The sequence below is a fragment of the Amorphus sp. 3PC139-8 genome, assembly GCF_040750475.1.
Taxonomy (GTDB): domain Bacteria; phylum Pseudomonadota; class Alphaproteobacteria; order Rhizobiales; family Amorphaceae; genus Amorphus.
This window is the reverse complement of sequence record NZ_JABJVY010000015.1, coordinates 73499-96201: the sequence shown is the minus strand read 5'-3', so window position 1 is coordinate 96201 and position 22703 is coordinate 73499. Positions and strand designations below refer to the sequence as shown.

General features: G+C 63.9%; 23 protein-coding genes. 8 read left to right on the top strand and 15 right to left on the bottom strand.

The features are described from left to right. Positions 1-5: 5 nt before the first annotated feature. The 7 genes from HNS03_RS15075 to HNS03_RS15045 form a co-directional block, all read right to left on the bottom strand. Positions 6-1313, bottom strand: coding sequence for a TRAP transporter large permease (locus HNS03_RS15075; protein ID WP_367196354.1), 1308 nt, complete (start codon positions 1311-1313; stop codon positions 6-8). After that, complete coding sequence (locus HNS03_RS15070) at positions 1310-1840, bottom strand: TRAP transporter small permease (RefSeq protein WP_367196353.1); 531 nt, start codon at positions 1838-1840, stop codon at positions 1310-1312. The genes HNS03_RS15075 and HNS03_RS15070 overlap by 4 nt, the downstream gene beginning before the upstream one ends. Before the next feature lie 100 nt (positions 1841-1940). Next, complete coding sequence (locus HNS03_RS15065) at positions 1941-2954, bottom strand: TRAP transporter substrate-binding protein (RefSeq protein ID WP_367196351.1); 1014 nt, start codon at positions 2952-2954, stop codon at positions 1941-1943. Between the two features lie 198 nt (positions 2955-3152). After that, positions 3153-4655, bottom strand: coding sequence for a tripartite tricarboxylate transporter permease (locus HNS03_RS15060; protein ID WP_367196349.1), 1503 nt, complete (start codon positions 4653-4655; stop codon positions 3153-3155). Beyond that, positions 4652-5134: a tripartite tricarboxylate transporter TctB family protein gene (locus HNS03_RS15055; protein ID WP_367196347.1), complete on the bottom strand. Its 483-nt coding sequence runs from the start codon at positions 5132-5134 to the stop codon at positions 4652-4654. Before HNS03_RS15055 ends, HNS03_RS15060 begins: the two co-directional genes overlap by 4 nt. Positions 5135-5229: 95 nt before the next feature. Then, positions 5230-6231: a Bug family tripartite tricarboxylate transporter substrate binding protein gene (locus HNS03_RS15050; RefSeq protein ID WP_367196346.1), complete on the bottom strand. Its 1002-nt coding sequence runs from the start codon at positions 6229-6231 to the stop codon at positions 5230-5232. A gap of 36 nt (positions 6232-6267) precedes the next feature. Continuing rightward, positions 6268-7506, bottom strand: coding sequence for an NAD(P)/FAD-dependent oxidoreductase (locus HNS03_RS15045; RefSeq protein WP_367196344.1), 1239 nt, complete (start codon positions 7504-7506; stop codon positions 6268-6270). Between the two features lie 106 nt (positions 7507-7612). Between HNS03_RS15045 and HNS03_RS15040 the strand changes: the two genes are divergently transcribed. From HNS03_RS15040 to HNS03_RS15025, 4 genes are all read left to right on the top strand, one after another. Further along, positions 7613-8530 carry a LysR family transcriptional regulator gene (locus tag HNS03_RS15040; RefSeq protein ID WP_367196343.1) on the top strand — a complete coding sequence of 306 codons (918 nt, stop codon included), beginning with the start codon at positions 7613-7615 and terminating at the stop codon, positions 8528-8530. A gap of 167 nt (positions 8531-8697) precedes the next feature. Beyond that, a complete protein-coding gene (locus HNS03_RS15035; RefSeq protein ID WP_367196341.1) occupies positions 8698-9345 on the top strand; it encodes a permease in 648 nt (215 codons plus the stop codon). A 2-nt stretch (positions 9346-9347) separates the two neighbouring features. After that, positions 9348-9938 carry a hypothetical protein gene (locus HNS03_RS15030; RefSeq protein WP_367196339.1) on the top strand — a complete coding sequence of 197 codons (591 nt, stop codon included), beginning with the start codon at positions 9348-9350 and terminating at the stop codon, positions 9936-9938. A gap of 142 nt (positions 9939-10080) precedes the next feature. Further along, positions 10081-10641: a TlpA family protein disulfide reductase gene (locus HNS03_RS15025; RefSeq protein ID WP_367196338.1), complete on the top strand. Its 561-nt coding sequence runs from the start codon at positions 10081-10083 to the stop codon at positions 10639-10641. A gap of 85 nt (positions 10642-10726) precedes the next feature. Here HNS03_RS15025 and HNS03_RS15020 read toward each other — a convergent pair whose 3' ends face one another. The 7 genes from HNS03_RS15020 to HNS03_RS14990 form a co-directional block, all read right to left on the bottom strand. Continuing rightward, positions 10727-11227 carry a copper chaperone PCu(A)C gene (locus tag HNS03_RS15020; protein WP_367196336.1) on the bottom strand — a complete coding sequence of 167 codons (501 nt, stop codon included), beginning with the start codon at positions 11225-11227 and terminating at the stop codon, positions 10727-10729. A 20-nt stretch (positions 11228-11247) separates the two neighbouring features. Further along, positions 11248-12570: an FtsX-like permease family protein gene (locus HNS03_RS15015; protein ID WP_367196334.1), complete on the bottom strand. Its 1323-nt coding sequence runs from the start codon at positions 12568-12570 to the stop codon at positions 11248-11250. Then, positions 12563-13249 (bottom strand): ABC transporter ATP-binding protein, encoded by a 687-nt coding sequence (locus HNS03_RS15010; protein ID WP_367196333.1) that lies wholly within the window; start codon positions 13247-13249, stop codon positions 12563-12565. The genes HNS03_RS15015 and HNS03_RS15010 overlap by 8 nt, the downstream gene beginning before the upstream one ends. 9 nt (positions 13250-13258) lie before the next feature. Beyond that, on the bottom strand, positions 13259-13684 hold the full coding sequence (locus HNS03_RS15005) for a hypothetical protein (RefSeq protein ID WP_367196331.1): 426 nt from the start codon (positions 13682-13684) through the stop codon (positions 13259-13261). A 129-nt stretch (positions 13685-13813) separates the two neighbouring features. Next, positions 13814-15310 carry an alkaline phosphatase gene (locus HNS03_RS15000; protein ID WP_367196329.1) on the bottom strand — a complete coding sequence of 499 codons (1497 nt, stop codon included), beginning with the start codon at positions 15308-15310 and terminating at the stop codon, positions 13814-13816. Between the two features lie 267 nt (positions 15311-15577). Then, a complete protein-coding gene (locus HNS03_RS14995) occupies positions 15578-16015 on the bottom strand; it encodes a hemerythrin domain-containing protein (RefSeq protein WP_367196327.1) in 438 nt (145 codons plus the stop codon). A 15-nt stretch (positions 16016-16030) separates the two neighbouring features. Then, on the bottom strand, positions 16031-16153 hold the full coding sequence (locus tag HNS03_RS14990) for a hypothetical protein (RefSeq protein WP_367196326.1): 123 nt from the start codon (positions 16151-16153) through the stop codon (positions 16031-16033). 141 nt (positions 16154-16294) lie between these two features. On the opposite strand from HNS03_RS14990, the gene HNS03_RS14985 reads away from it, so the two are divergent. The 4 genes from HNS03_RS14985 (at position 16295) to HNS03_RS14970 (ending at position 21564) form a co-directional block, all read left to right on the top strand. After that, positions 16295-16450 (top strand): DUF5993 family protein, encoded by a 156-nt coding sequence (locus HNS03_RS14985; protein ID WP_367196324.1) that lies wholly within the window; start codon positions 16295-16297, stop codon positions 16448-16450. Between the two features lie 10 nt (positions 16451-16460). Then, positions 16461-17012: a disulfide bond formation protein B gene (locus HNS03_RS14980; protein ID WP_367196322.1), complete on the top strand. Its 552-nt coding sequence runs from the start codon at positions 16461-16463 to the stop codon at positions 17010-17012. Positions 17013-17326: 314 nt separating this feature from the next. Then, entirely contained in the window at positions 17327-18454 is a 1128-nt protein-coding gene (locus HNS03_RS14975) for an efflux RND transporter periplasmic adaptor subunit (protein WP_367196321.1), read from the top strand. Next, positions 18451-21564 (top strand): efflux RND transporter permease subunit, encoded by a 3114-nt coding sequence (locus HNS03_RS14970; protein WP_367196319.1) that lies wholly within the window; start codon positions 18451-18453, stop codon positions 21562-21564. The genes HNS03_RS14975 and HNS03_RS14970 overlap by 4 nt, the downstream gene beginning before the upstream one ends. Positions 21565-21602: 38 nt before the next feature. Here the strand turns inward: HNS03_RS14970 and pyrB are convergent, their stop codons facing one another. Next, positions 21603-22619: an aspartate carbamoyltransferase gene (gene pyrB / locus HNS03_RS14965; protein ID WP_367196318.1), complete on the bottom strand. Its 1017-nt coding sequence runs from the start codon at positions 22617-22619 to the stop codon at positions 21603-21605. Positions 22620-22703 lie beyond the last annotated feature (84 nt).

The following is a 22703-nucleotide window of genomic DNA, read 5'->3' as shown; positions in this document are numbered from 1 at the left end:
TCGGGTCAGAGCCGGCCGGGAAGCAGCAGCACGATCTGCGGCACGAGGATCAAGATCGCAAGCCGCACGATATCGCTGAGGATGAACGGCACGACGCCGGCCATGATGGTCTTCAGCGGCAATTCCGTCGCCACCGACTTCACCATGAAAAGGTTCATGCCGACCGGCGGGGAAATCAGGCCGAGCTCCACCGTGACGACGGCGATGATGCCGAACCAGACCGGATCGAACCCGCTGTCGACGATGACAGGGAAGAAGATCGGCACGGTGAGAAGGATCATCGCCAGGCTTTCCATGAAGCAGCCCAGCACGATGTAGAAGACCATGATCGCGATCAGCACCTGCCACGGCCCGAGCCCGGCATCGCGCATGAAGTCGACCATACCGAAGGAAAGCTGCGACGTGGAGACGAGGAAGCCGAGCACTTCCGCGCCGATCAGGATGAAGAATATCGTCGCCGTCGTCTCCACCGTTGCCCGAAGCGCCTGCACGAAGCCCTTCCAGCGCATCCCCTTCGCGACCGCATAGACGAGCGCGAACGCGGCGCCGGCGCCGCCCGCCTCAGTCGGCGTGAAAAAGCCGCCATAAAGCCCGCCCATCACGAGGGCGAAGAGCCCAAACGCCGGCGCGAACAGCCGACCCGCCTCGAGCCACGAGGCAAGACTGGCTGGCCCTTGTTCCGGGTCCAGCTCGGTCTCTCCCCGCCAAATGCGCGCCATGATGAAGACGGTGATGACGTAGAGGATGTAGGCCAGTACGCCCGGCAGGATGCCCGCGAGGAACATCTCGCCGACCGACTGCTCTGTGATCAGCGCATAGAGCAAAAGCGCGATCGAAGGCGGGATCATGATTCCGAGCGTCCCGCCGGCGGCGAGCGATCCGGTCGCAAGCCGCGGATCGTAGCCCCGCTTGCGCATCTCTGGATAGGCGACCTTGGTCATGGTCGAGGCGGTCGCCAGCGACGAACCGGAGACGGTGGAAAACACGGCGCTCGCCGTCACGCCTGCAGCGCCGAGCCCGCCAGGCCGGCCGCGCGTGAGCTTTTCCGCGCCATGAAACAGATCGGCCGCCATGCCCGATTGAGAGATGAGATTGCCCATCAGCATGAACAGCGGCACGAGCGTGAAGGAGTAGTTCGAGGCCGTTTCGAACGCAGCGGTCTGCAACACGCTGAGCGCCGGCGCGATCCCGACGATCGCGGCGAACCCGCCGACGCCGACCAACACCATGGCGAGCCCAACGGGAGCACCCAGAAGCACGATCGCGAACAAAAGCGCGATCGAAATGAGACCGATCGACAGCGGATCCATCATCCCAGCTCCGCTTCCTTAACGATCGGGTCGAACACTTCGGCAAGCGAGACGATGGCGAAGGCCACGCATTCGATCGTGACCACGACATAGATCGCCCACATCGGAACGCCCCAGTCCTGGGTCACCTCGCCCTGCTCCCAGGTTTCCAGGACCTGATTTGCGAAAAGCCACGCCAACGTCGCCGCGAAGGCGAAAAGGATCACAAACCAGAAACGGTCGAGAACCCGGTGCACGCCACGCGGCAACAGTCCGGTCAGGACGTCGACCCGGATGAGCCCGTTTTCGAGACCGGCCGGCAATGCGGCGAACACGGCGATCAGCAGCGCGTAGCTCGCCAGTTCCACGGCCCCCGGGATCATCAGATTAATCTGTGCTCCCGAGGCATCGAAGACGCTACGAGCCAAAATATTGAATGCCACAACGACGAACAGAGCCAGGACGGCCGCGATCGCGAGCAGTTCGCTGGCCGCAACCGCAAGACGGGCAACGCGCGCGAGCGGACCGTGATGGCGGGTTGAGAATGTCATGATACGGGCTCGATCGAGGCAGGAACAAAAAACGCCGGCCCGACCCTGACGGGCCGGACCGGATTAGGTCTTGTATCCCAAGCTGCCGTCGATGCGACGATCAGCTCAGCTCCGCCTCGCATTGGGCCACGTATTCCTCGACCTTTTCGTAGGTCTCGGTGCCCGGAAGGCCCTTGGAATCGAGCTCTTCGAGATAGATCTCCTTCGCCCGCTCCGCGGCGGCTTCCCATTCGGCAAGCTCGTCCTCGGGAATCTCGTAGATTTCCGAGTCCGTCTTCAGCATCTCGATGGCTTCCGCATCAGCCGCGTCATAGCCCTGGCCGGCGATCAGCGACCATTTCATGCCGGAATTCTCGTCGATAGCGGCCTTGGCCTCGTCCGATAGAGCCTCATACTTCGCCTTGTTCATCGTGGTAACGAAAGCGAGCGAGTAGAAGCCGAAATCGGTGTGGTACTTGGTGAGCTCGGCCAGTCGGAAAGCCACGACCGATTCCCACGTGATCATGTAGCCGTCGATGACACCTCGCTCGAGGTTTTCATAGATGGCCGGAGCGGGCAGACCGACGGGCTCCGCGCCCAGCTCGTCGAGCAACGTACCGATGACGGCAGTCGGGCGGCGCAGCTTCTTGCCCTGCAGATCAGCGAGCGTCTTCACCGGCTCCTCGCCCATGTGGAGCTGGCCCGGCCCGTGAGTGTGGACGAACAGGACATGCGTGTCCTTGTATTCGTCGTCCAGCGCGCCGGAATCGTAGAGCTTCTGGAACGCGCACGAGCCGACTTCGGCCGTGTCGAACAGCCCTGGCAATTCCATGATCTGACTCAGCGGGAAGCGGCCGGCGGTATAGCCCTGAACCGTCCAAGCGATGTCGGCGACGCCGTTTTTGGCGTTGTCATAGCCCGCCGGGGCCTTGCCGAGCGTCTGTGCCGGGAAGATGGTAACGTCGAGCTCGCCGCCCGAAGCCTCGTTGACGGCATCCGCCCACGCCTCAAAGAGCTTATCCTGCTGCCAACTCTGCGCCGGCATGAAATGCGCATAGCGCAGGTTCTCCGCGCCCGCGGACGCCGTGCTCAACCCCACTGCGACAAGGGCGACGGGCAGCATTTTCAGTTTCATGGAAGCCTCGCTGTTGGCAGGAACACCCAAATGCGATCTTTCGCGCGATAATCGCCAATCCGACATTTAATCTCGCAATTAGGAGTGCGAGGCACCGTTCTGTCAAACGAAACCAATGCCGAAATGCCAAAGAAATCGGCGTGGCCTATTTTTTGATCAGAAACGAGCAGTCCGGCGGCATCATTGCGCTGTCGTGCGTCATCCGCCACTGGCAAAGCGCTTGCGAAGCCCGGGCAGAAAGGCCGCGACCAGAAAGGCCAGGCTCACCAAGAGAAAGGCCAGGCTGATCGGCCGCTGAACGAAGACGGCGACATCGCCGTGCGCAAGCAGCATTGCCCTGCGGAAATGCTCCTCCATCAGAGGGCCGAGAATAAAGCCCAATAGGACCGGCATGGCGGGATAGTCGAAAAGCCGCATGAGATAGCCGACAAGACCGAACCCGAGCACTACGAAGATGTCGAAGACGCTGTTGTTGGAGGAATAGACGCCAACGCAGACCAGGACGAGGATTGCCGGATAGAGCAGATGATAAGGGATCGACAGAAGCCGGACCCATAGACCGATCAGGGGAATATTGAGCACCAACAGCATAAGATTGCCGATCCAGAAGCTCATGATAAGCCCCCAGAACATCTCAGGCTGCTCATTGATAAGGTTCGGGCCCGGCGTGATGCCATGCAGGATCATCGCGCCCAATAGAACTGCCACGACGGCATCGCCGGGAATGCCGAGGCTCAGCGTCGGAATGAACGCCGCCTGGACGGAGGCGTTGTTGGCAGCTTCGGGAGCGGAAATCCCTTCCAGGGCGCCCTGCCCGAATTCCTCTGGATGTTTCGACAACCGCTTCTCGCCCGCGTACGCCATCAGCGATGCGATGCCCGGTCCCGTACCTGGCAGCGCGCCAACGAAAGACCCGATCAGCGAGCCGCGAAGCGTCGGCGGCCAAATCCGTTTCCATTCCACCTTCGTTGGCCACATCTCCTTGAAGGCAATGCGCCCGACACCCATCGGCTTGGTCGGTGCCCCTCCGATATTGGCGATGATTTCGGCCACGCCGAACAAGCCCATCGCCAGCGCCACCAGGCTGATGCCGTCAGCCAATTGAAGGATGCCGAAGTTGAACCGGAACATGCCGGTGTTGACGTCGGTCCCCACTAGGCCAAGCGCCACGCCGAAAACCACCATAGCCAGCCCTTTGAAGGGAGAACCGACAGTCATCGTCGATGCCGCGATCAGGCCCAGAAGCATGACCGAGAAATATTCCGGCGAAGAGAATTCGAGCGCCAACTCCGCAATCAGCGGCGCGAACCCCATTACCAACACGATGCCGACCGACGAGCCGACAAAGGAGTTCACCGCCGTCACCAGCAGGGCAAGTGGCGCTTTGCCCTTCTTGGCGAGCGGATAGCCGTCGAGACAGGTGATCGCCGCCGTTGCCGTGCCGGGCAGGTTGAGCAGGATCGAGGCCGTCGAGCCGCCATATTGGGCGCCGTAGAAAATCCCCGCCAGCATGATCAGCGCCGCCGTAGGGTCGAGATAGTAGGTCATCGGTAGCGCCAGCGAGATCGCCGCAAGCGGCCCGATCCCGGGCAACACACCGACAATCGTGCCTACCGTCACACCGACGAAGCAGAACAGCAGCCCGTCGACGCTGAGCGCCTTGTGCAGGCCGAGTGCGATGTGCGCGTAGAATTCGCTCATCGTGGTCCGATCGTGTTGACGGGCAAGCCAAGCCCCCAGATGAACAGGAGTGAACCGAAGAGGGCCATAAACGCGGCGACGAAGCCGACCGCCCACCAGTTCCTCCGGGCTTCCCCAAGCGACGAGATGAACACCAGCGCGATCGTTGCCGGCACGTATCCCGCGCGATCGACAAGGGCCGCGAAGGCCACCATGCCGATTGCGACGGACAGCGCGGAGCGCCAGGCGAAGACGTCGGGGCCCGACATCCCTTCGTCCGCCGGTCCCTCATCCGTCCGTCTGCTGCCGACCCAGGTCTCAGCCGCAATCACGAGGCCGAGCAGCGCGATCAGGCAGCCGATCCCTAGGGGGACAAATCCCGGCCCTGGCCGAAACATGCTGCCGAGCGGATAAGTCGCGGACACGCTCGCCAAGCCGACACCGAACGCGACCACGACCGCAGCCGCGGAATACTCTCTGACCGATGTGTGGATGGTCACGCGCCCTCCCCTCCAAGGGTGTGAACGGCCACTCTAGAGACTTCGCGGGCATCGGGAGCGTTGGCCCGATGCCCGGTCCACGTCATGCGATAGCGTCAATTCGGCCCGATTCCGGCGGCCTCGACAACGCCCTTCCACTTCTCGACTTCGGCAGCGATAAACGCCTTGGACTCCGCTGGCGGCATGCTTTCGATGAGAAAGCCCTTCTCCTCGAAGAAGGCCTGGAGCTTTTCCGACTCCAGCGCCTTGGAGATCTCGTCATAAAGCGTGTCGAGTATCGGCTTGGGCGTCCCTGCCGGCGCGAATACGCCCTGCCAGGAGAAGGCCGCAAAGCCATCGACGCCAGCTTCCTCGATCGTAGGCACATCCGGCAGCAGATAGTGCCGCTGCGTGGAGGTGACGCCCAGCGCCCTCAATCGGCCCGACTTCACATATTCTGAGGTGACCAGAATATCGCCGAACATGCCGTCGATCTGACCGCCCAGAAGGTCCTGAAGCGCCTGCGCGCTACCCTTGTACGGCACGTGCAGAAGCTTGGTGTCGGTTTCCAGCCCGAACAGCTCGCCCGTCATGTGCATCGACGTTCCGACACCCGGCGTGCCGTGGGTAAAGCGCTCCGGATTTTCTTTCGCGTAGTCGATGACGTCCTGAACGCTTTGGAAATCGCTGTCGGCATTGACCACAAGGGCCAACGGCGCAGCGATGACGATGGAGACCGGGTCGAAGTCCGTCACGGGATCGTAAGGCAGGTCGTTGCGCAGCGCGGCACTGATGGCGTTCGAGCCGGTCACACCCATCAGCAGCGTGTAGCCATCCGGCTCGGAGTTGACCACATAGTTGGCCCCGACCGTGCCACCGGCCCCGCCGCGATTCTCCACCACGACCGGCTGACCGAGCGGGCCGGAAATCGCCTCGCCGATCTGTCGGGCGAGAAGATCCGTAGAGCCGCCCGGCGGGAACGGAACCACGAGAGTAATCGGTTTATCGGGATAGCTGTCCTGCGCGGCGGCCGGCGCGACGAGACCAGACGCGATGCCGGCAATCGACGCCACGCCGAGGACAGCGGCCAACAGTTGCCGCCTCTTCAATGTGGTCATTCTGGAAGGCTCCTTCTTTTTTGCAGGCTGAGGACGTTATCGAAAGCGCGTGGGACTGAAGGGGGAGAGATCGACCTCCGGGTCTCGCCCGCTCACCAGGTTCGCGATCTCCCGTCCGGTCGTCGCGCCGCCGCACATGCCGACATGACCATGGCCGAAGCCCAGGAACGCGTTGTCGGCCTTCGGCGCGAGCCCGATGACCGGAAGGCTGTCGGGAAGACAGGGGCGATGCCCCATCCAGTAGGACTCCCTCGACCCGTGCAGGCCGGGGAACAGGTCGTTCCCCTTGCGCAGTAATGACTCTGCGCGCTCGTATCGCGGTGGTGCATTCAATCCGGCGAATTCCACCGTTCCCGCAAGCCGCAGGCCGGAATGCATCGGATTGACCATGATGTTGTGCTCCACCGCCATCACGTTGCGTTCCAGGATCACATTCGGATCGGCCACGGTGACATGATAGCCGCGCTGGCTTTCCAGCGGGATCCGAGCACCCAGTTGACGCGACAGCCGCGCCGACCAGGCTCCGGCCGCCAGCACAACGCCATCGACCTCAAGCCGCTCCCCATCGTCGAGGACGAGCCGATCGACCACGCCGCCCGTCAGCTCGAAACCAGTCACGGACGAGCGCACATGAGTGGCGCCATCCTTGATGGCCTGTCCGTAGATCGCCTTCACCAAGGCCGATGGATCGGGGGTGGATCCGTTGTCGGACGCAAACTGACCGAACCGAAAGGTGCCTTTAAGGGCCGGCTCCAGCTCGGCGAGCTCGTCGCTGTCGACCTCCCGCATTTCCACGCCCAGGTTTCGGCGAAGGTCCATCCCCCATTTCCATCTCCGCGCACTCTCGCGGGAAGAATAGACGTAGAGGCAGCCATTGCGCCGGATCAGGGACGAGGCGCCGGCACGCTGAGCTAGCGGTTCGTACGCTTCGAAAACCGGACGCAGCAGATTGCGAACGGCCGTCGCGATGCGGACAACCTCCTTTTCCGTCGATGCCTGCATGAATTGCAGAAGCCACGGCAGGATGCGCGGCAGATAGTGCGCGCGGATAACCAGCGGCCCTTCCGGGTCGAGCAGCCATTTCGGAATGTTGCGCCACATGCCGGGCATCCCGACCGGCAGACAGGCGCTTGGCGACAGCGAACCGGCATTGCCGAAGGAGCAGGCCTCACCGGCCTCGCGCGGGTCGACGAACGTGATCGTATGGCCGTCGCGTTGAAGCCAACCTGCCGTACAGGCCCCGACCACCCCAGTCCCGACAATCGCGATATGCACCTGGCCCGCTTCCGCTCAATTTCTCAGCACAACACCCTTGCGCATTCTGTTTAGGCACTTAGCATCAGACAAATGAATTATTTTTCTAATTGGATCAGGCCGACTTATGAACGTCACCCTGCGCCAGTTGCGAGCCTTCTTCGAGGTTGCCCAGGCACGGAGTTTTACGGTCGCCGCCCGAAAGATGAATCTGACCCAATCGGCGGTCAGCATGCTGGTTCGCCAGCTGGAAACCGAATACGGGATGCCGCTGTTCGACCGTGCGCAACGGGAAGTCAAATTGACCGAGATCGGGCGCCAGATGCTGCCAGTGACCACCCGGATTCTCGAGGACCTCAAACAGGTCTACGATAGCGCCGAGGATCTGAAGGCGCTCAAGCGGGGTAAGGTGCGGCTGGCCGTGTCGCAGGTGTTCGCCTGCTCCCTGCTGCCGTCCTTAGCGTCCGAGTTTGCCGAACTTTATCCCGACATCAGCCTGCAGGTCATGGACACGACGGGCGATCGCATCATGCCCGCCGTTCAAGACAACGAGGCGGAGATCGGGATCGGCCCGGAACGCCCCATGCCGGCTGGGATCGACGCCGAACTTCTCTGGCGGGAGCCGATCCGAATCGTCGTGCCGCAACATTCGGATCTGGCGCGCGCAGAAACCCTGTCTTGGTCCGATCTGCGCCAGTACAATTGGATCCAGTATTCCGACGATTTCACGCTCTATCTTGAGCGGTCGATCTGGACCAGCCTTCCCTTCGCTCCTGTCCGGCAAACCCGGGTTCGTTACCTGACCACGGCACTTGCCTTCGTCGGACAGGGAATGGGCATCACCGCCGCTCCCGGCTATGCGCGCATTTTCGAAGATCAGTTCTCTGTCAAGTTCGTCGCGGTGACGGGAGAGCAGATCGTCCGTCGTTTCTTTCTGTTCCGCCGAACGGGTCACAGCCTCTCGCCACCCGTCGCGTCTTTCATATCCATGGTCCAAGCCCGACTCACCCAGTCGCACGAGATCCCCCAAACGGACCAAATGTGAACAAGGTTGGGAGAGACGTCTCGCCGCTCACGCCGGCTCGTGTCGCTTGCAGCTCCGCGATCCAGAGGATCCGTCTTCATTCGTGCCTTGCCCTGAGCGCCAAAGGAGCGCAAACCTTGCGGCGCTTTCGACCGGGTTTTCGCCAGCCCGCCGACGATTTTTGAGCCATGGACGATCACCAGCGCACCGACTCCCCTTCCAAATCCGCATCCGAGCCAGACGCCGGCAAAGCCGATGATCGGGATGAAGTGACGGACGCGAGCAAGCGGCGATCGCCGCCGAAGCGGCGCCGGATCGATTGGTCGATCCTGGCCTTCGTGATCCTCGCGATCGTTGCGGCCGTCGCGATCTGGCGCCGTGGCGGTCCGGCGGAAGTCGTCGAAAGCGCCACAGAGGCTGGTTGGACCATCGTCGCGATCGTGCCGCAGCTGGTGCTGGGCATCTTGGTGGCCTCGTTTGCGCAGGCCATCGTGCCCCGCGACAAGGTCGCTCGCGCGCTCGGCACAGATTCCGGAATGAAGGGGCTGATGATTGCCACCTTCATGGGAACGATTATGCCCGGAGGGCCGTTCGCGTCCTTTCCGATCGTGGTCGCGCTCGCTCAAGCGGGCGCGGACACCGGTGCGCTCGTCACCTTCGTCACGGCCTGGGCGACCGTCAGTCTTGCCAGATTGTTCGTCTGGGAAGTTCCCTTCATGGGGCTGGATTTCGGTCTCCTGCGCTTTCTGGCGAGTCTGCCTCTGCCGATCATTGCCGGCCTGATCGCGCGCGCCCTTTGCCGGGCCTATCCGTCGCTTCGCCTGACGGGAAGCTGACGATGGACCCCTCGCTCATTGTCCTGGCCGTGGTTTTGGTGATCCTTCTCGGCTACCTCGCCGTTTGCGATCCCGGCAAGATCATCGAAGCCTTGCGCTCAGCCGGGCGGATGGGGCGCCTCCTGGTGTTCCGGATTCCGCTTGCGATTCTCGCCGCAAGCTTGCTCGGACGTCTAATCCCGACGGACTATGTCTCCGCGCTGATCGGCCACGACAGCGGCTTCCTCGGCATCCTTCTGGCAACGGTCGTGGGCGCCGTCGTTCCCGGCGGGCCGATGCTGTCCTTCCCGCTCGCGCTGATCGTTTGGCAACTCGGTGCGGGCCAGCCGCAAATGGTCGCGTTCCTGACGTCCTGGTCGGTGTTCGCGCTACACCGGATTCTCAGCTACGAGCTTCCCTTGCTCGGACCGCGTTTCGTCCTGGTCCGGATGGTCTCCAGCTTGGTGCTGCCGACGCTCGCCGGGCTGATCGCCGCCGGGCTGATCCTGCTCTGGCACGGTGCCGATCCGCCGCCCGGCGACACCAGCAAGCCCGGACGGTCTGCGGCCCATGCTGCTGAAGCAGATACGAACGCGGTCATGACGTTGCAATGACCGCAACGCAGATTGTGCCGCGCACCTCTGCGCGGCCAATCTGCGCACGCGACCGCGCACCGGTTCGCTGTTCGGAAACATCGCAGGAGAATGACCTATCGCCTCATGCAGCAACCACGTTCGTGGAAGGTCTAGCCTCGCCATGCACCGCCTCACCTTCAGCATCCTCGCGGTCATCCTCGGCCTGGCCGCGTCATTTCCCGCCCATGCCGACAATGTTCTCACGCCCCGCGAGCCGCGTTCGATCGATTTCGATCGCATCGAGCTGAAAACGCCGCCGGACGGCGTGCGTCGTCCGATGGCAGAGCTCTTGCCGGAGGGGCCCGTGCTCGTCCATTTCTGGGCAACCTGGTGCGGTCCGTGTCGGCGCGAATTGCCGGAACTGGCCCGATTTGCCGAGTTGCTTGATCAGGCAGGCGCCGAAGATCGGCTGCTGGTCGTCTCCATCGACCGGGCCGACTACGACCACGTCGCCTTCATGCTGGCCAGCCGTTTCGACGTGATGGATCTCGCCACCTTCCAGGATGGCGATGGCTGGTCGTCGCGTCTGTTCGGGATCAAAGGGCTGCCGACCACCGTGCTTCTGGACTCCGACCATCGCCTGGCCGCCATGCATGCCGGCGTGCTCGACTGGGATGATCCCGACGTCCGCGCCGAACTCATGGCCTCGCTCCAGTCGCCGGAGTCCGCTGCCGGGGACTGATCGACGAACGCCACAACTCTCCGGACATCAGAACCAAGATACTGTTCCGGACGGCGACCGGATTTCCACTTCGCCAGGAACCACCTCAGTGCTGGTGGCCGGCGTGGCTGTGGGCCTTGGCGTTCTCCGCGCCAACCTCGACATGCACGTCCATGTGGCCGCTGTCGAACTCGATCTCGATTTCGACCTCGTTGCCCTGGTGGAGTGGTCGGGTCAGGCCGTTAAGCCGAAGTGCGAGGCCTTCGGGTTCGAGCTTCAGCTCCTTGCCGGGCTGGATCGGCACCTCCGGCAAGACGACGTAGCCAGGCTCGCCGCCCTGGAGTTGGAAGCCGACCAAATCCACCGACCCGGCGAAGTCGGCCTCTCCGCCTTCGATCGCGACCGGCTTATCGGAGCCGTTCTCGATCTCCACGAACACCAAGGCGGTCTCGCCCGATGTGGCGCGGGTCCAGGCGTGAACGGCGCGCACGCCGCCGAGTTCGCTCACATGGTGGTCGTCGTCATGGTCGTGATCGTCATCGCCGGCAAAGGCAGGGAACGAGGTGGCGGCGACGAGAAGGACAGCAAAAGCAACGGCGCGGATCATGACAAGGCTCCGAGAGGTCGTCAGGCGCGGAGGTCGGTAACCACCGGGCGGGTCGAGGCGATCAAAGCCGGGGTGAGCGCGATCAGCACGGTCAGGCTCACGAAGCCGGCAACCAGATGGAGCTCCGGCCAGCTCATCGCCGCGCGCACGAGAATATCGGTGCGTGCCGTCACGATCCGCGAGATCACCGCGGTCGCCGCGACACCGACGGCGAGTCCGGCGACCGCGCCCAGTCCGATCAGGATCGCGGCATAGCTCCAGACCACCGCGAACACGAAGCGGCGCGGAGCGCCGAGCGCGCGCAACAGCGCAAGCCGGCGCGCAAACAGGCGCGTCAGAATCACGAGACCGGCAAGCACGCCCGCCGTCACCAGAACCTGGGTCACGATCGCCATCACCGACATCACTTCGCGCACATCGCCCATCAGGCTGTGCAGGCGGGCAAGCACCGCGCCGGGAAAAAACGCCATGGTGTCAGCTCGGCTGAATTCGGAGCGCAGCGCATAGTTCGCCCAAAGCTCGTCGGCGCGAACGAGCACGGCCGGCGTGCCGGGGAAAAAGTCGGCATCGAACGGCGGGCCAAGCTGATCGATGCGCTCCGGGGCATGGCCGAGCGCCAAGCCGTGCACATCCCAGACTGCCTCGACCGGCACCAGGATCGCCCGGTCCCAGGGCGTCCCGGAAAGTTGCATGCGCCCCACGACCGTGTAGGCATAGTCGCCATGGGCGTCATGCTCGGCTGCCGCGCCGACGCCATGGGCGGCCGTGAAGGTCGCGCCCAACTGAAGCGGCACGCGTGCACCGATCACGGCTTCGGTACGGGACGCAAACATCTGCCCGACAGCGAGGTCGCCGGAAAGATGCGTAACGAAGTCCGCCGTGGTTCCGATCACCGGCGACTGGCCATAGGAATCGCCGTAGGCGATCGGCGCGGCCAGACTCACATGATCGTGGTTGGCGATCTCGCCGTAGACCTCGCCGGACAAAAGCGGCACGTCGCTTGGCTGCAGGTAGACGGCGGCCATCAGCATCGTGATTTCGCTGCCCGGTGCCGCCACGATCAGATCGAACTTTTCGGCGGCCCTGGCCGTGCCATGGCGCAGGCCGCGCTCCTGGGCGATTAGCCCGACGCCGATCCCAACGGAAACCGCAATCAGAACGATGAACAGAAGGTTGGTCCAGCGGAAGCGCCACAACAGCGCCCGAACGAGCGGAAACGGACGATAGCCTGCCACCACGATGGCGCCGACGATCAGGGTCGGCAGCAAAAGCAGGACAAGGACGATCGCGTCCTGGGATGCCGGCGACAGCGAGGCCCAGAGATCGGAGAGCGCGTCAGGCATCGCCGGTCACCGTCTCTCGCAAGCCGCCGTCGACCACCTCGATCATGCGGTCCATCCGGGCATGTACGGCCGGATCGTGGCTGACGGAGATCAGCGTTTTGCCGCCTTCGCGGGCGAGCCGGACGAGATCGTCCACGAGCCGGTCGGCTGCCTCCCGGTCGAGGCTTGCCGTCGGTTCATCGGCGAGAACGATATCGGGATCGGTCGCGAGCGCACGCGCGACCGCGACCCGCTGACGCTCGCCTCCGGAAAAGCTCGCAACTGAGCGGGCGCCATCGAGCCCGATCCCAAGCTTTTCCAACATGCCGGCAGCCCGGCTGGTGATCGGCTTGCGCCGCGCGCGCTTGGAATAGGCGCCGGCAAGCCCGGCATTGGCGAGCGGGGTCAGCTCCTCAAACAGGAGATAGTCTTGGAACACCATCCCGATCCGCTGGCGCCGAAAGGCCGCCCGCTCGGCGTCGGACAGGGCCGAAAGCTCCACCTCTCCCCAACGCACCGTGCCGCCGGCGATCGGAAGCAGGCCGGCCACGGCGAACAGAAGGGTCGACTTGCCCGCACCCGAAGGGCCGCGCACGCCAACGGCCTCGCCCGGCGCGATCGACAATCGATCAACGTGCAGAATGATCCGGCCGCGATCGCCGGAGATCTTCAAGTCCGAGATCGTGAGCGGGAGCCCCATTGCGCCCGCCTAGCTGCGGTCGTAGGTCGCGTCGACGATCCTCGCCCGGCTGACGAAGCCGGTCTCCGGATCCTTGAAGGTGCCGAGTTCCAGACGACCTCGGGTTTCGATCTCCACATTGAAGGGCACGACGTCGACCACGCGTTTGGAATAGATGGCGAGAATGTCGTCCGGCCACTCCGCCTCGGTTTCGCAGAACGGGCAGACCGCCATTGGCCGCGCGGTCAACACAAAGAAGGTCGATTCCGCCTTGAGCGGCGGTGCCATGAAGCCGCGCACGCTGACGCGGTCCCCGGCGATTGAGTTGGCGAGGTCGGAGAAGGAAAGGTCCTTGTTGTAGAGCTCGCGGATGCGCAGGAGATTGTCCGCCGCGGCGGGCCGAACCAGGGCTGCGGCCAGACCTGCCGTTCCCAACAAAAATGCGCGCCGATCCATCACTTCGCCTCCAAACTGGGCCGCCAGTTCCCGCAACCGGTAGCGGATCCCCATGACAAATGAGCGAAAGGCCCGCGCAGGGCGGGCCTTTGCTAGCTGTGACAAAGCGTCCGTAGAAAAGCGGACTGCTTACTGGGCGGTCTGCGGGTTCACCGCGTAGTTCATCACGTGGAAGATGTAGTTCTGCTCGATCATGCCATCGAACAGGTGCGCCCACGGCCCCTTGGCGAACACGGCGACGTCTTCACCGGAGTGGGTTTCCGACGACATCGGGATCAGCGCCTGCTGAACGTAGTCCTTGTCGGTCGCCGCTTCCTGGGTCAGGTCCGGACGCGAACCCGAATAGTCGTTGCCGTTCTCCTTCAGGACGGAGCCGACGCCGTTGAGGTAGCCCACCACGGTGTAAGGCTTACCGTCGGCGGCGACTTCCGGCTCGTTGGTGTGCTCGATCTTGTCCTTAGAAACACCCATGCAAAGGCCGTTGATCGGCGAGCCGCGACCGCAATAGCCGTTGAAGGCAATCGCATGCTCGTGGTCGGCCGTAACGATGATCAGCGTGTCGCCGTCGTCGGTCAGCTCGTCGGCAGCGGCCACCGCGTTGGCGAATTCGACGCCGTCAGTCAGCGCGCGGAAGACGTTGCCGTCATGGTTGGCGTGGTCGACGCGGCCGGACTCGATCTCCAGATAGTAGCCGTTCTCGTTCTTGGAGAGATACTCGATCGCCGCCTTGGTCATGTCAGTCAGAGACGGCTCGTCGCTGTCGGCGCGATCGGTCTCATACTTCATGTGGCTATCTTCGAGCAGCGCGAGAACCGGGGTCTGGCCGTCGAGGTTCAGGCCGTTCACCGTCTCGGTGTTCCAGGCGTACTGGAAACCGGCATCCTTCGCCGCCTGGATTAGATCCCGGCCGTCGGGGCGGCGCCCCTTGGTGTTTTCATCACCGACCGCGTCCTTCGGGAGGAAGTAACGGCGACCGCCACCCATGGCGAAGTCGACGGTGCCGGCCTGCATCGCCTCGAAAAGCTGAGCGGCGATGTCCATGCAGCCTTCCGGCGCCTCGCCTTCCCAGTCGCGGTTGGCCGTCTTGGCATAGACGGCAGCCGGGGTCGCATGGGTGATGCGAGCGGTCGTGACAACGCCGACCGACTTGCCCTGCCCGCTGACGAGTTCGGAGAAGGTGGTGAGCTTGTTGCCCTCTTCGGACGCGCACTCTTCGTGGATCGCGTTCTCGCCGAGGTTGATCGTGTTGAAGCGCTGCTTGACGCCGGTGTTCATCGAGCCGGCGGTCGGCGCGGAGTCCGGCGTCTGGGCGTTGATGTTGTAGGTCTTCACCAGCGCGACGCTCGGGAAGGCTTCGTAGGGCAGAACGTTCTCTTCGCCGAGCATACCCTTCTGCTGGCCGTCATAGAGGCGAACGGCGTAGTTGGTGCCGATGCCGTTGCCGTCGGCGATGAACAGGATCACGTTCTTCGCCGCGTTGGTGTTCGGCTGGCGCGCCAGCATGTCCTGAATGTGTGCCTGGCCATCGCTGTACCACTGGCTGGAAGCCTGCGGAACGTCCTGGGCCAGTGCCGGCGCGGCCACAAGGCCAAGCGCGACAGTCGTCATCAGTGCGGTACGAAGCATGGGGGGAGCCTCCTCGGCGTAGGGAACCTGCGACGGCCACGTACACGGCATCTGTGACACTTGCGCTGAGGTTCCGTGACACTCCGATGAAGGATCGGGCGCGGAAAAGTAAGGGGAGCGGTTTGCCGTGCTTTCCGGAAGACGCACGGGCTCGATCGCCTCATATTTCCGCATATGGATATTATAACATTACGCGACCTTTGCGTGGTTCGATTGGTTCGAAAAAGTGGTGGTCGCCGACTTTACGGAATAGACGCTGTTCGCCGGTCAGCCGAAACGCCCTTCTCCATGCTCCAGCAAGATCGGAACGATGATGTCCTCCTCGTCGGTGAGGTGACGGTCGAGAAAACCCTCGAACGTTCCGATCCCTTCCGCGAAAGCCGCCGCGCGCCCGGCCGCGATATCGACCGGTTCGGTTTGCAGCGTCTGGAGAAGGACATTGGCCTCGTCGACGAATCGCCCCAGGTGCGCGTCGAGTGACTTGTGATCGCCGTCCAGCAGCGTGAAACCGGCTTCCAGGCGCGGTTCGGCCGCCGCCAGCAGCGGAAAATAGTGCATATCTTCCAGGTGATGGTGCTCGTGAAGTTGCGAGACGAAAAAGCTGCCATAGCGCGCCAGCTTGTGGACATAATCGGATGCCGCCCCGCGCCGATCGGCGACCTCTTCGCCCCCGCCGCGAAGCTCGGCGAGAATCTGGCGAAACATCAAATGCCGCTCGAGTCAGAAGGCCGTTAGGCCGCCGACGGGCGTCCGCTCCGTCCAAAGTGCCCGCGGGTGCGCGTCCAGCAAGACGCTGAGCGCATCGGGAAGACCGGTCCGGATTTCCAAATCGTCGCTGGCCATTCTTCCCTCGTTGCGTCCATTCACTGGCGATGTTGCGGCGCGGCTTGCGATGTCCGTCGATGGATGCCAAAGCTCAAGCGAGACTGTTAAGGGCTGGCGATCAAGCGCCGAAACAGAAACAATAAAATGGAGGCACACCCGATGATGGCGCTCCCCTTTTTCGGCGTGGTCGTTGCCTGCCTTTTGGCCTGGCGCAATCTTCGCTGGCCGGCGCTTTGGATTGTCCTGGCGACAATCGTCTTGACTGTCTACCTGTTCCGTTATCACGCCTCTTCGGCGATCAACATCAGCCTTTGAGGGACACGCGATGACCGCAAGCCTCGCCCGTCCTCTCAACGCCATCGGCCTGCTCGCGATCACCTGCGTGCTGATTGCCGCGTTTGTCGAACAGATCCTCTACGGCGAACTGCCCTGCCCGCTCTGCCTGTTGCAGCGGGTTGGTTTCGTGATCGTCGGCGCCGGCCTTGCCATGAACCTTCTATGCGGCCTGCGGCCGGGCCATTACGGCATCATGCTGCTTGGCGCGGTGATCGGCGGTGCGATCGCACTGCGCCAGGTCGCGCTCCATATCGTGCCCGGAACCGGTGCGGACGGCGATCCTGTGCTGGGTCTGCACCTTTACACCTGGGCGTTCGTGGTGTTCGGCTTGGTGGTGATCGGTGTCGGTCTAATGCTCTTGCTCGACGGCCAATTTTCGTCGAGCGGCCGCGCCCATGGACAGCTCGCCCGGATCGCCGTCATCCTGTTTGTCGTCGTTGCATTGGCAAACGGTCTCTCCACCGTGCTGGAGTGCGGCAGCGGCTACTGTCCCGACAATCCCACCAGCTATCAGCTCCTCGACGAATTGACGGGAAACTGAACGTAACGCAGGCAATCGGCTGGCCCTACGCACCTGAAATCTAACAATAGAGTGACCCGGCGCACCGCACGTGTGGCTTGCGCAGCGTGCCGCTTTTGGCGAAGACTTATCGCATTGCGAAGACAATCGCGTGCGCTCGTTCCCATTTCGATATCGACCCATTTTTCGATATCGACCCATTGAGCGGGCAGCGCGGGCAAGGGCCTGTCGAAAAGGGGTGACGGCCCCGGCCGGCGAGCACCGGTCGGGCCGAGATTCGTGCGTCCGTTCTCGATTTTGGTTGTCGACGCCTCCTGGCAAGCTGGCGGATCCGGATGGGACTGATACGACAACTGGTGATCGTTCTCGTCCTGGCCGGTCTCGCCTGGGGCGGCTACGAGCTCTATCAGCGCTACGGCGCCCCTGCCGAACAAGGCGGATCGGCTCAGCGCAGCGCACCGCGATCGGTCAACGTCCAGGTCGCCACCGCGGAGACCGTAACCCTGCAGCGCCAGGTCGAGGCGGTGGGAACCACGCGGGCGAAACAATCGGTCGACATCGTCCCCTCCGCCGAAGGGCGGATCACGGCGCTCGAAGTCGAGCCCGGTCAGGAAGTCGCTGCCGGCGATGTGATCGCACGCCTGGACGACGACATCGAGACCGCCGCCCTTGCCGAAGCCAAAGCGACGCTGGAGGAAAAGACCAAGGCCGTCGAGCGTGGCGAAACGCTGCTGCGCTCCAGCACCGTGAGCCAGGCCAGCCTGGAACAGTTGCGCTCCGATCTCGCGATTGCCCAGGCCGCGCTGGCCCGGGCGGACCGCAACCTCTCCGACCGCACGATTCGTGCCCCCTTCGCCGGGGTGGTCGGCATGACGTCCGTCGATCTCGGCGCACGGGTCGATAGCGATACGGTGCTGACCACGCTCGACGACCTGAGCGACGTGGAAATCGAGTTCCGATTGCCGGAGACCGTCTACGGCCAGATCCGGGACGGACAGGCCGTCGAGGCCGACAGTGCCGCGTTCCCCCAGCGCAGCTTCGCCGGCAAGGTCACCGCGATCGACACCCGCGTCGACCAGGGATCCCGATCGTTCCGGGTCCGCGCCCAGCTCCCCAATCCCGATCGGGCGCTGCCGGTCGGCATGTTCATGCGGCTCGATCTCAACCTCGCCTCCCGCCAGGGGGTCGTGGTGCCGGAGGAAGCGCTGCTGGTCCAGGGGCCGGCGACCTATCTGTTCGTCGTAGAAGACGGCAAGGCGGTGCGGCAACGCGTCGAAACCGGCCAACGCCGCGACGGCCTGGTCGAAATCACCGACGGCGTGGCGTCCGGAGCGACCGTCGTCTCCCGGGGCATCCAGTCCCTGCGCGACGGAAGCCCGGTGGAGATCCTGAACGCCCCGTCCAGCGCACCGGTGAAGCCGAGCGCAGCCGATCATCCCGACGATGAGCGGCGACGCACATGACGCTTTCCGATCTTGCCATCCGCCGTCCCGTCCTAGCCGCGGTCGCCAATCTTCTGATCGTGGTCTTCGGCATCGGTGCGTTGATGCAGATCCCGATCCGCGAGCTGCCGGACATCGACACGGCAATCGTGACCGTGCGAACCGACTATATCGGCGCCGCACCGGAGATCGTCGATACCGACATCACCGAGATCATCGAGGGTGCCGTTGCCGGTATCGCCGGCGTCGACACCATCTCCTCCTCCTCAAGGCGCGGGCAGAGCCGCGTCACCATCGAGTTCGCGGTTGGGCGCGACATCGATGAGGGGGCGAACGATGTCCGCGATGCCGTCGCGCGCGTGCGCAACGACCTGCCGGACGACGCGGAAGAGCCGCAAATCGTCAAGAGCGACGCCGACGCCGATCCGGTGATGCGGCTCGGCGTCACCAGCGATCGAATGAGCGCTGCGGAAATTACCGACTATGTCGACCGTTATGTGGTCGACCGGCTTGCGACCGTGCCGGGCGTGGCCTCGGTCGACATGGCCGGCGAGCGCCCCTTCGCCGTCCGGGTCTGGCTGGACCGGCGCGCCATGGCGGCACGCAACCTGACCGTTGCCGACATCGAGGCCGCCTTGCGGCGCGCGAACCTGGAACTTCCCGCCGGCGAGATCGAAACGGCGAGCCGGCAGTTCACGGTCCGGCTCAACAGCCGACTTCCCACGGTCGAAGCTTTCCGCGACGTGGTGATCGATCGCGTCGCGGGCTACCCAATCCACCTGTCGGACGTCGCGCGCGTGGTGGCCGGGGTAGAGGACGACAGCACCATCGTGCGCTCCAACGGTGAAACCGCCGTCGGCCTTTCGGTGATTCGGCAAAGCCAGTCCAACACGATCGCGATCTCAAACGGTATCCGCGCCGAGATCGACGCCATGGCTGCGAGCCTCCCCGCCGGCATGGAGATCACGGTCTCCTCCGACGATGCGATCTTCGTGGCCGCCTCGATCCAGGAGGTGGTGAGCGCGCTCGGGATCTCGCTGGTCCTGGTCGTGCTCGTGATCCTGGCTTTCCTGATGTCCTGGCGTGCCACACTGGTGCCGGCGATCACGATTCCGGTCGCGTTGATCGGCACGTTCGTCCTGATCGGCGCGATGGGCTTTTCCATCAACGTTCTGACCCTGCTTGCGCTGCTCCTGGCGATCGGCCTCGTCGTGGACGATGCCATCGTGGTTCTGGAGAACATACAGCGCCGGATCGATCTCGGCGAAAGCCCGCTGCTCGCCGCCACGCTGGGCACCCGGCAGGTTACCTTCGCGGTTCTCGCCACTTCGCTGACGCTGATTGCGGTGTTCGTGCCGCTCTCCTTCCTGCAAGGCCAGGTCGGCAAGCTGTTCGTCGAATTCGGTCTGGTGATGGCCGGCGCGGTGATGATCTCCACCTTCGTCGCGCTCACCGCCTGCCCCGCCCTCGCCTCCAAGGTGCTGCGCGGCAAGCCGACCGGCGGTGCTGCCGACAAGCCGCATCGCGAAGGCCTCGTGCTACGCGGCTTTCGTCGCATCCTCTCCGGCGCGATCCGGATGCCGCTGGTGGTCGTTGCGATCGCGCTTGCCGTCGCCGGCCTCGGCAGCATCGTCTATACATCGCTGCCACAAGAGCTCGCGCCGAGCGAGGATCGCGGCGTCGTCTTCGTCGCCCTGAGCGCCCCGCAAGGCAGCACCATCGACTTCACCGACCAGGCCGCGCGCGAAGTCGAACGCGCCGCCGAGCCGCTGCGGGAGGCCGGGGATGTCGCCTCCATCTTCACCTTCACCGGAAGCTGGAACCGGCCGAACCGGGCGTTCGTCGTGCTCCGGCTCGCCGATTGGGACAAGCGCGAGCGCAGCCATCAGGACATCGTGGCCGAAATGGGCAAGCGGATGGGATCGGTAACCTCCGCGCGCGGCTTTCCTGTCGCACCCGCCGGGCTCGGTCTCAGAGGCAGCCGAACACCGCTTCAGGTGGTCGTCTCGGGGCCCGATTTCGACAGCGTGAAAACCTGGGCCAACCTGCTTCTGGAACAGGCGGAAAACAATCCGGGGCTGCGCAACGTCGAACTCGACTACGAGGAAAACCAGCCGCAGTTCAACGTGTCCGTCGACCGTACCCGCGCCGACGATCTCGGCGTCTCGATCGAGACCATCGCCAGCACGCTGCAGACTCTGCTCGCCTCACGCGAGGCCACGCGCTTCGTCGATCGCGGTCGGGAATATCCCGTCCTGCTGCAAGCCTCCAACGAGGACCGCAGCTCCTCGGCCGACATCGATTTCATCTTCATCCGCACCGAAGACGGCCAATCGTTGGTGCCGCTGTCCGCGCTCGTGAATGTCGACGAGGGAGCCGCGGCGGCCGAATTGCGGCGCTACGACCGGCTGCCCTCCATCACCATCGAGGCCTCGCTCGCCGACGGCTATTCGCTCGGCGAAGCGATCTCGTACATGGAGACCGCCGCCGCCCGCACGCTCCCGGCAGAAGCGCGGATCGGTCTCTCCGGCCAGTCGAAGCAGTTCAAGGAGACGGCAAGCGGCGTGCTTTTGACGTTCAGCCTGGCGCTTCTGATCGTCTTTCTTGTGCTCGCAGCCCAGTTCGAGAGCTTCGTCCACCCGCTGGTGATCATGCTGACGGTGCCGCTCGGCGTCGCAGGTGCGGTGTTCTCGCTGGCGGTGGCCGGCCTCTCGCTCAACATCTACAGCCAAATCGGGATGATCCTCCTAATCGGCCTGATGGCGAAGAACGGCATTCTGATCGTGGAATTCGCCAATCAGCTCCGCGATGAAGGCCTGAGCGTGCGAGACGCTGTCGTGGAAGCGACCACGCTGCGGCTGCGCCCGATCGTCATGACGGTGGTCTCCACGGTGCTCGGTGCGGTGCCGCTGGTGCTTGCAACCGGCGCCGGGGCGGAAAGCCGGATCGCGATCGGAACGGTGATCGTCGGCGGGCTGGTGCTCTCCAGTCTCCTAACCCTGTTCCTGACGCCGGTCCTTTACGATCTGTTCGCTCGCTTCACCCGGCCGCGCTCGACGATCGAAAAGGCGATCGAGGCGGAGCTGTCCGCCCCGCCCAAAGCCAAAGGCCCGACGCCGGAAGCCTCATAGGCGACCAAAGACCATTTCAGGGCGAAGTGGACCTCCGCTTACGGATTCGCAGGGCGGCGACGCAGCGGCCAGGCCGGTGCACGGACATGGTCCTGATAGCTGTCCGCAATCCCGAGGATCAGCGCGAACAGCGCCATGCGGACCGGCACGCCGTTGTCTGTCTGGCGGAAGACGGCCAGGTTCGGCAGCGGGTCGATATCGGTGGCCAGTTCGCCGAACACCTCGTCGCGCGGCAGGGGATGCAGGATGACCGCGTCTTCGGGCGCATAGGCCCGGAAATTCGTTCGATCGAGACGGAGTTTCTCGGCCGCGTCGCGCACTTGCGGATCGATCTGGAAGCGTTCGCTCTGGTAACGCGTCGCGTAGATCACGTCGGCGCCGGCAAGCCCCTCCTCCAGCGTCCGCGCAATCTTGACCGTATGGCCGTTCTGGCGAGCGATCTCGGCGTAAGCGTCGGGCATCGCAAGCGCTTCAGGCGACACCAAACGAAAGCTGATGTCCTCGAAGACGGACATCAGCGCGATCAGGGAATGGGTGGTGCGGCCGTAGCGCAAATCGCCGAGAATCACGATGGTCGAGCCGTCGATCTCCTTGCCGCGCGCCTTCAGCTCCTTGGCGATGGTGTAGAAGTCCGTCAGCGCCTGAGTCGGATGCTCCGCCTCGCCGTCGCCGGCGTTGATGACCGGCACCAGCGCCGCGCTCGCGATGATCTTGGCGGCTTCCGGCGTCGGATGGCGAACCACGATCACATCGGCATAGCCCGACACCACCCGCGCCGTATCCGCAAGCGATTCGCCTTTCACGATCGAGGTGGTTTCCAGGCCGGACGTATCGAGGACGGCACCGCCCAGACGGGCGAACGCGGTCCCGAAGGAAATCCGGGTCCGGGTGCTGGGCTCGAAGAAGAGATTGGCCATCACCGCGCCCTCCAGGACGCGGCACACCATTTCTCCGCGCGAAATCGGCTCCAGCCGCTCCGCCACCTCCGCAAGGCGAGCGAGATCGTTGCGGTCGAACTGACGCGCCGACAGCACGTCACAGCCGATGTCGAGCATGGGGCCTCCCGAGGGGAAGACAGCGGATCAGGCCGCTGCCGGTCGGGGCCGCACACTGCCGTGAAACACGCCGGCAATCAACGC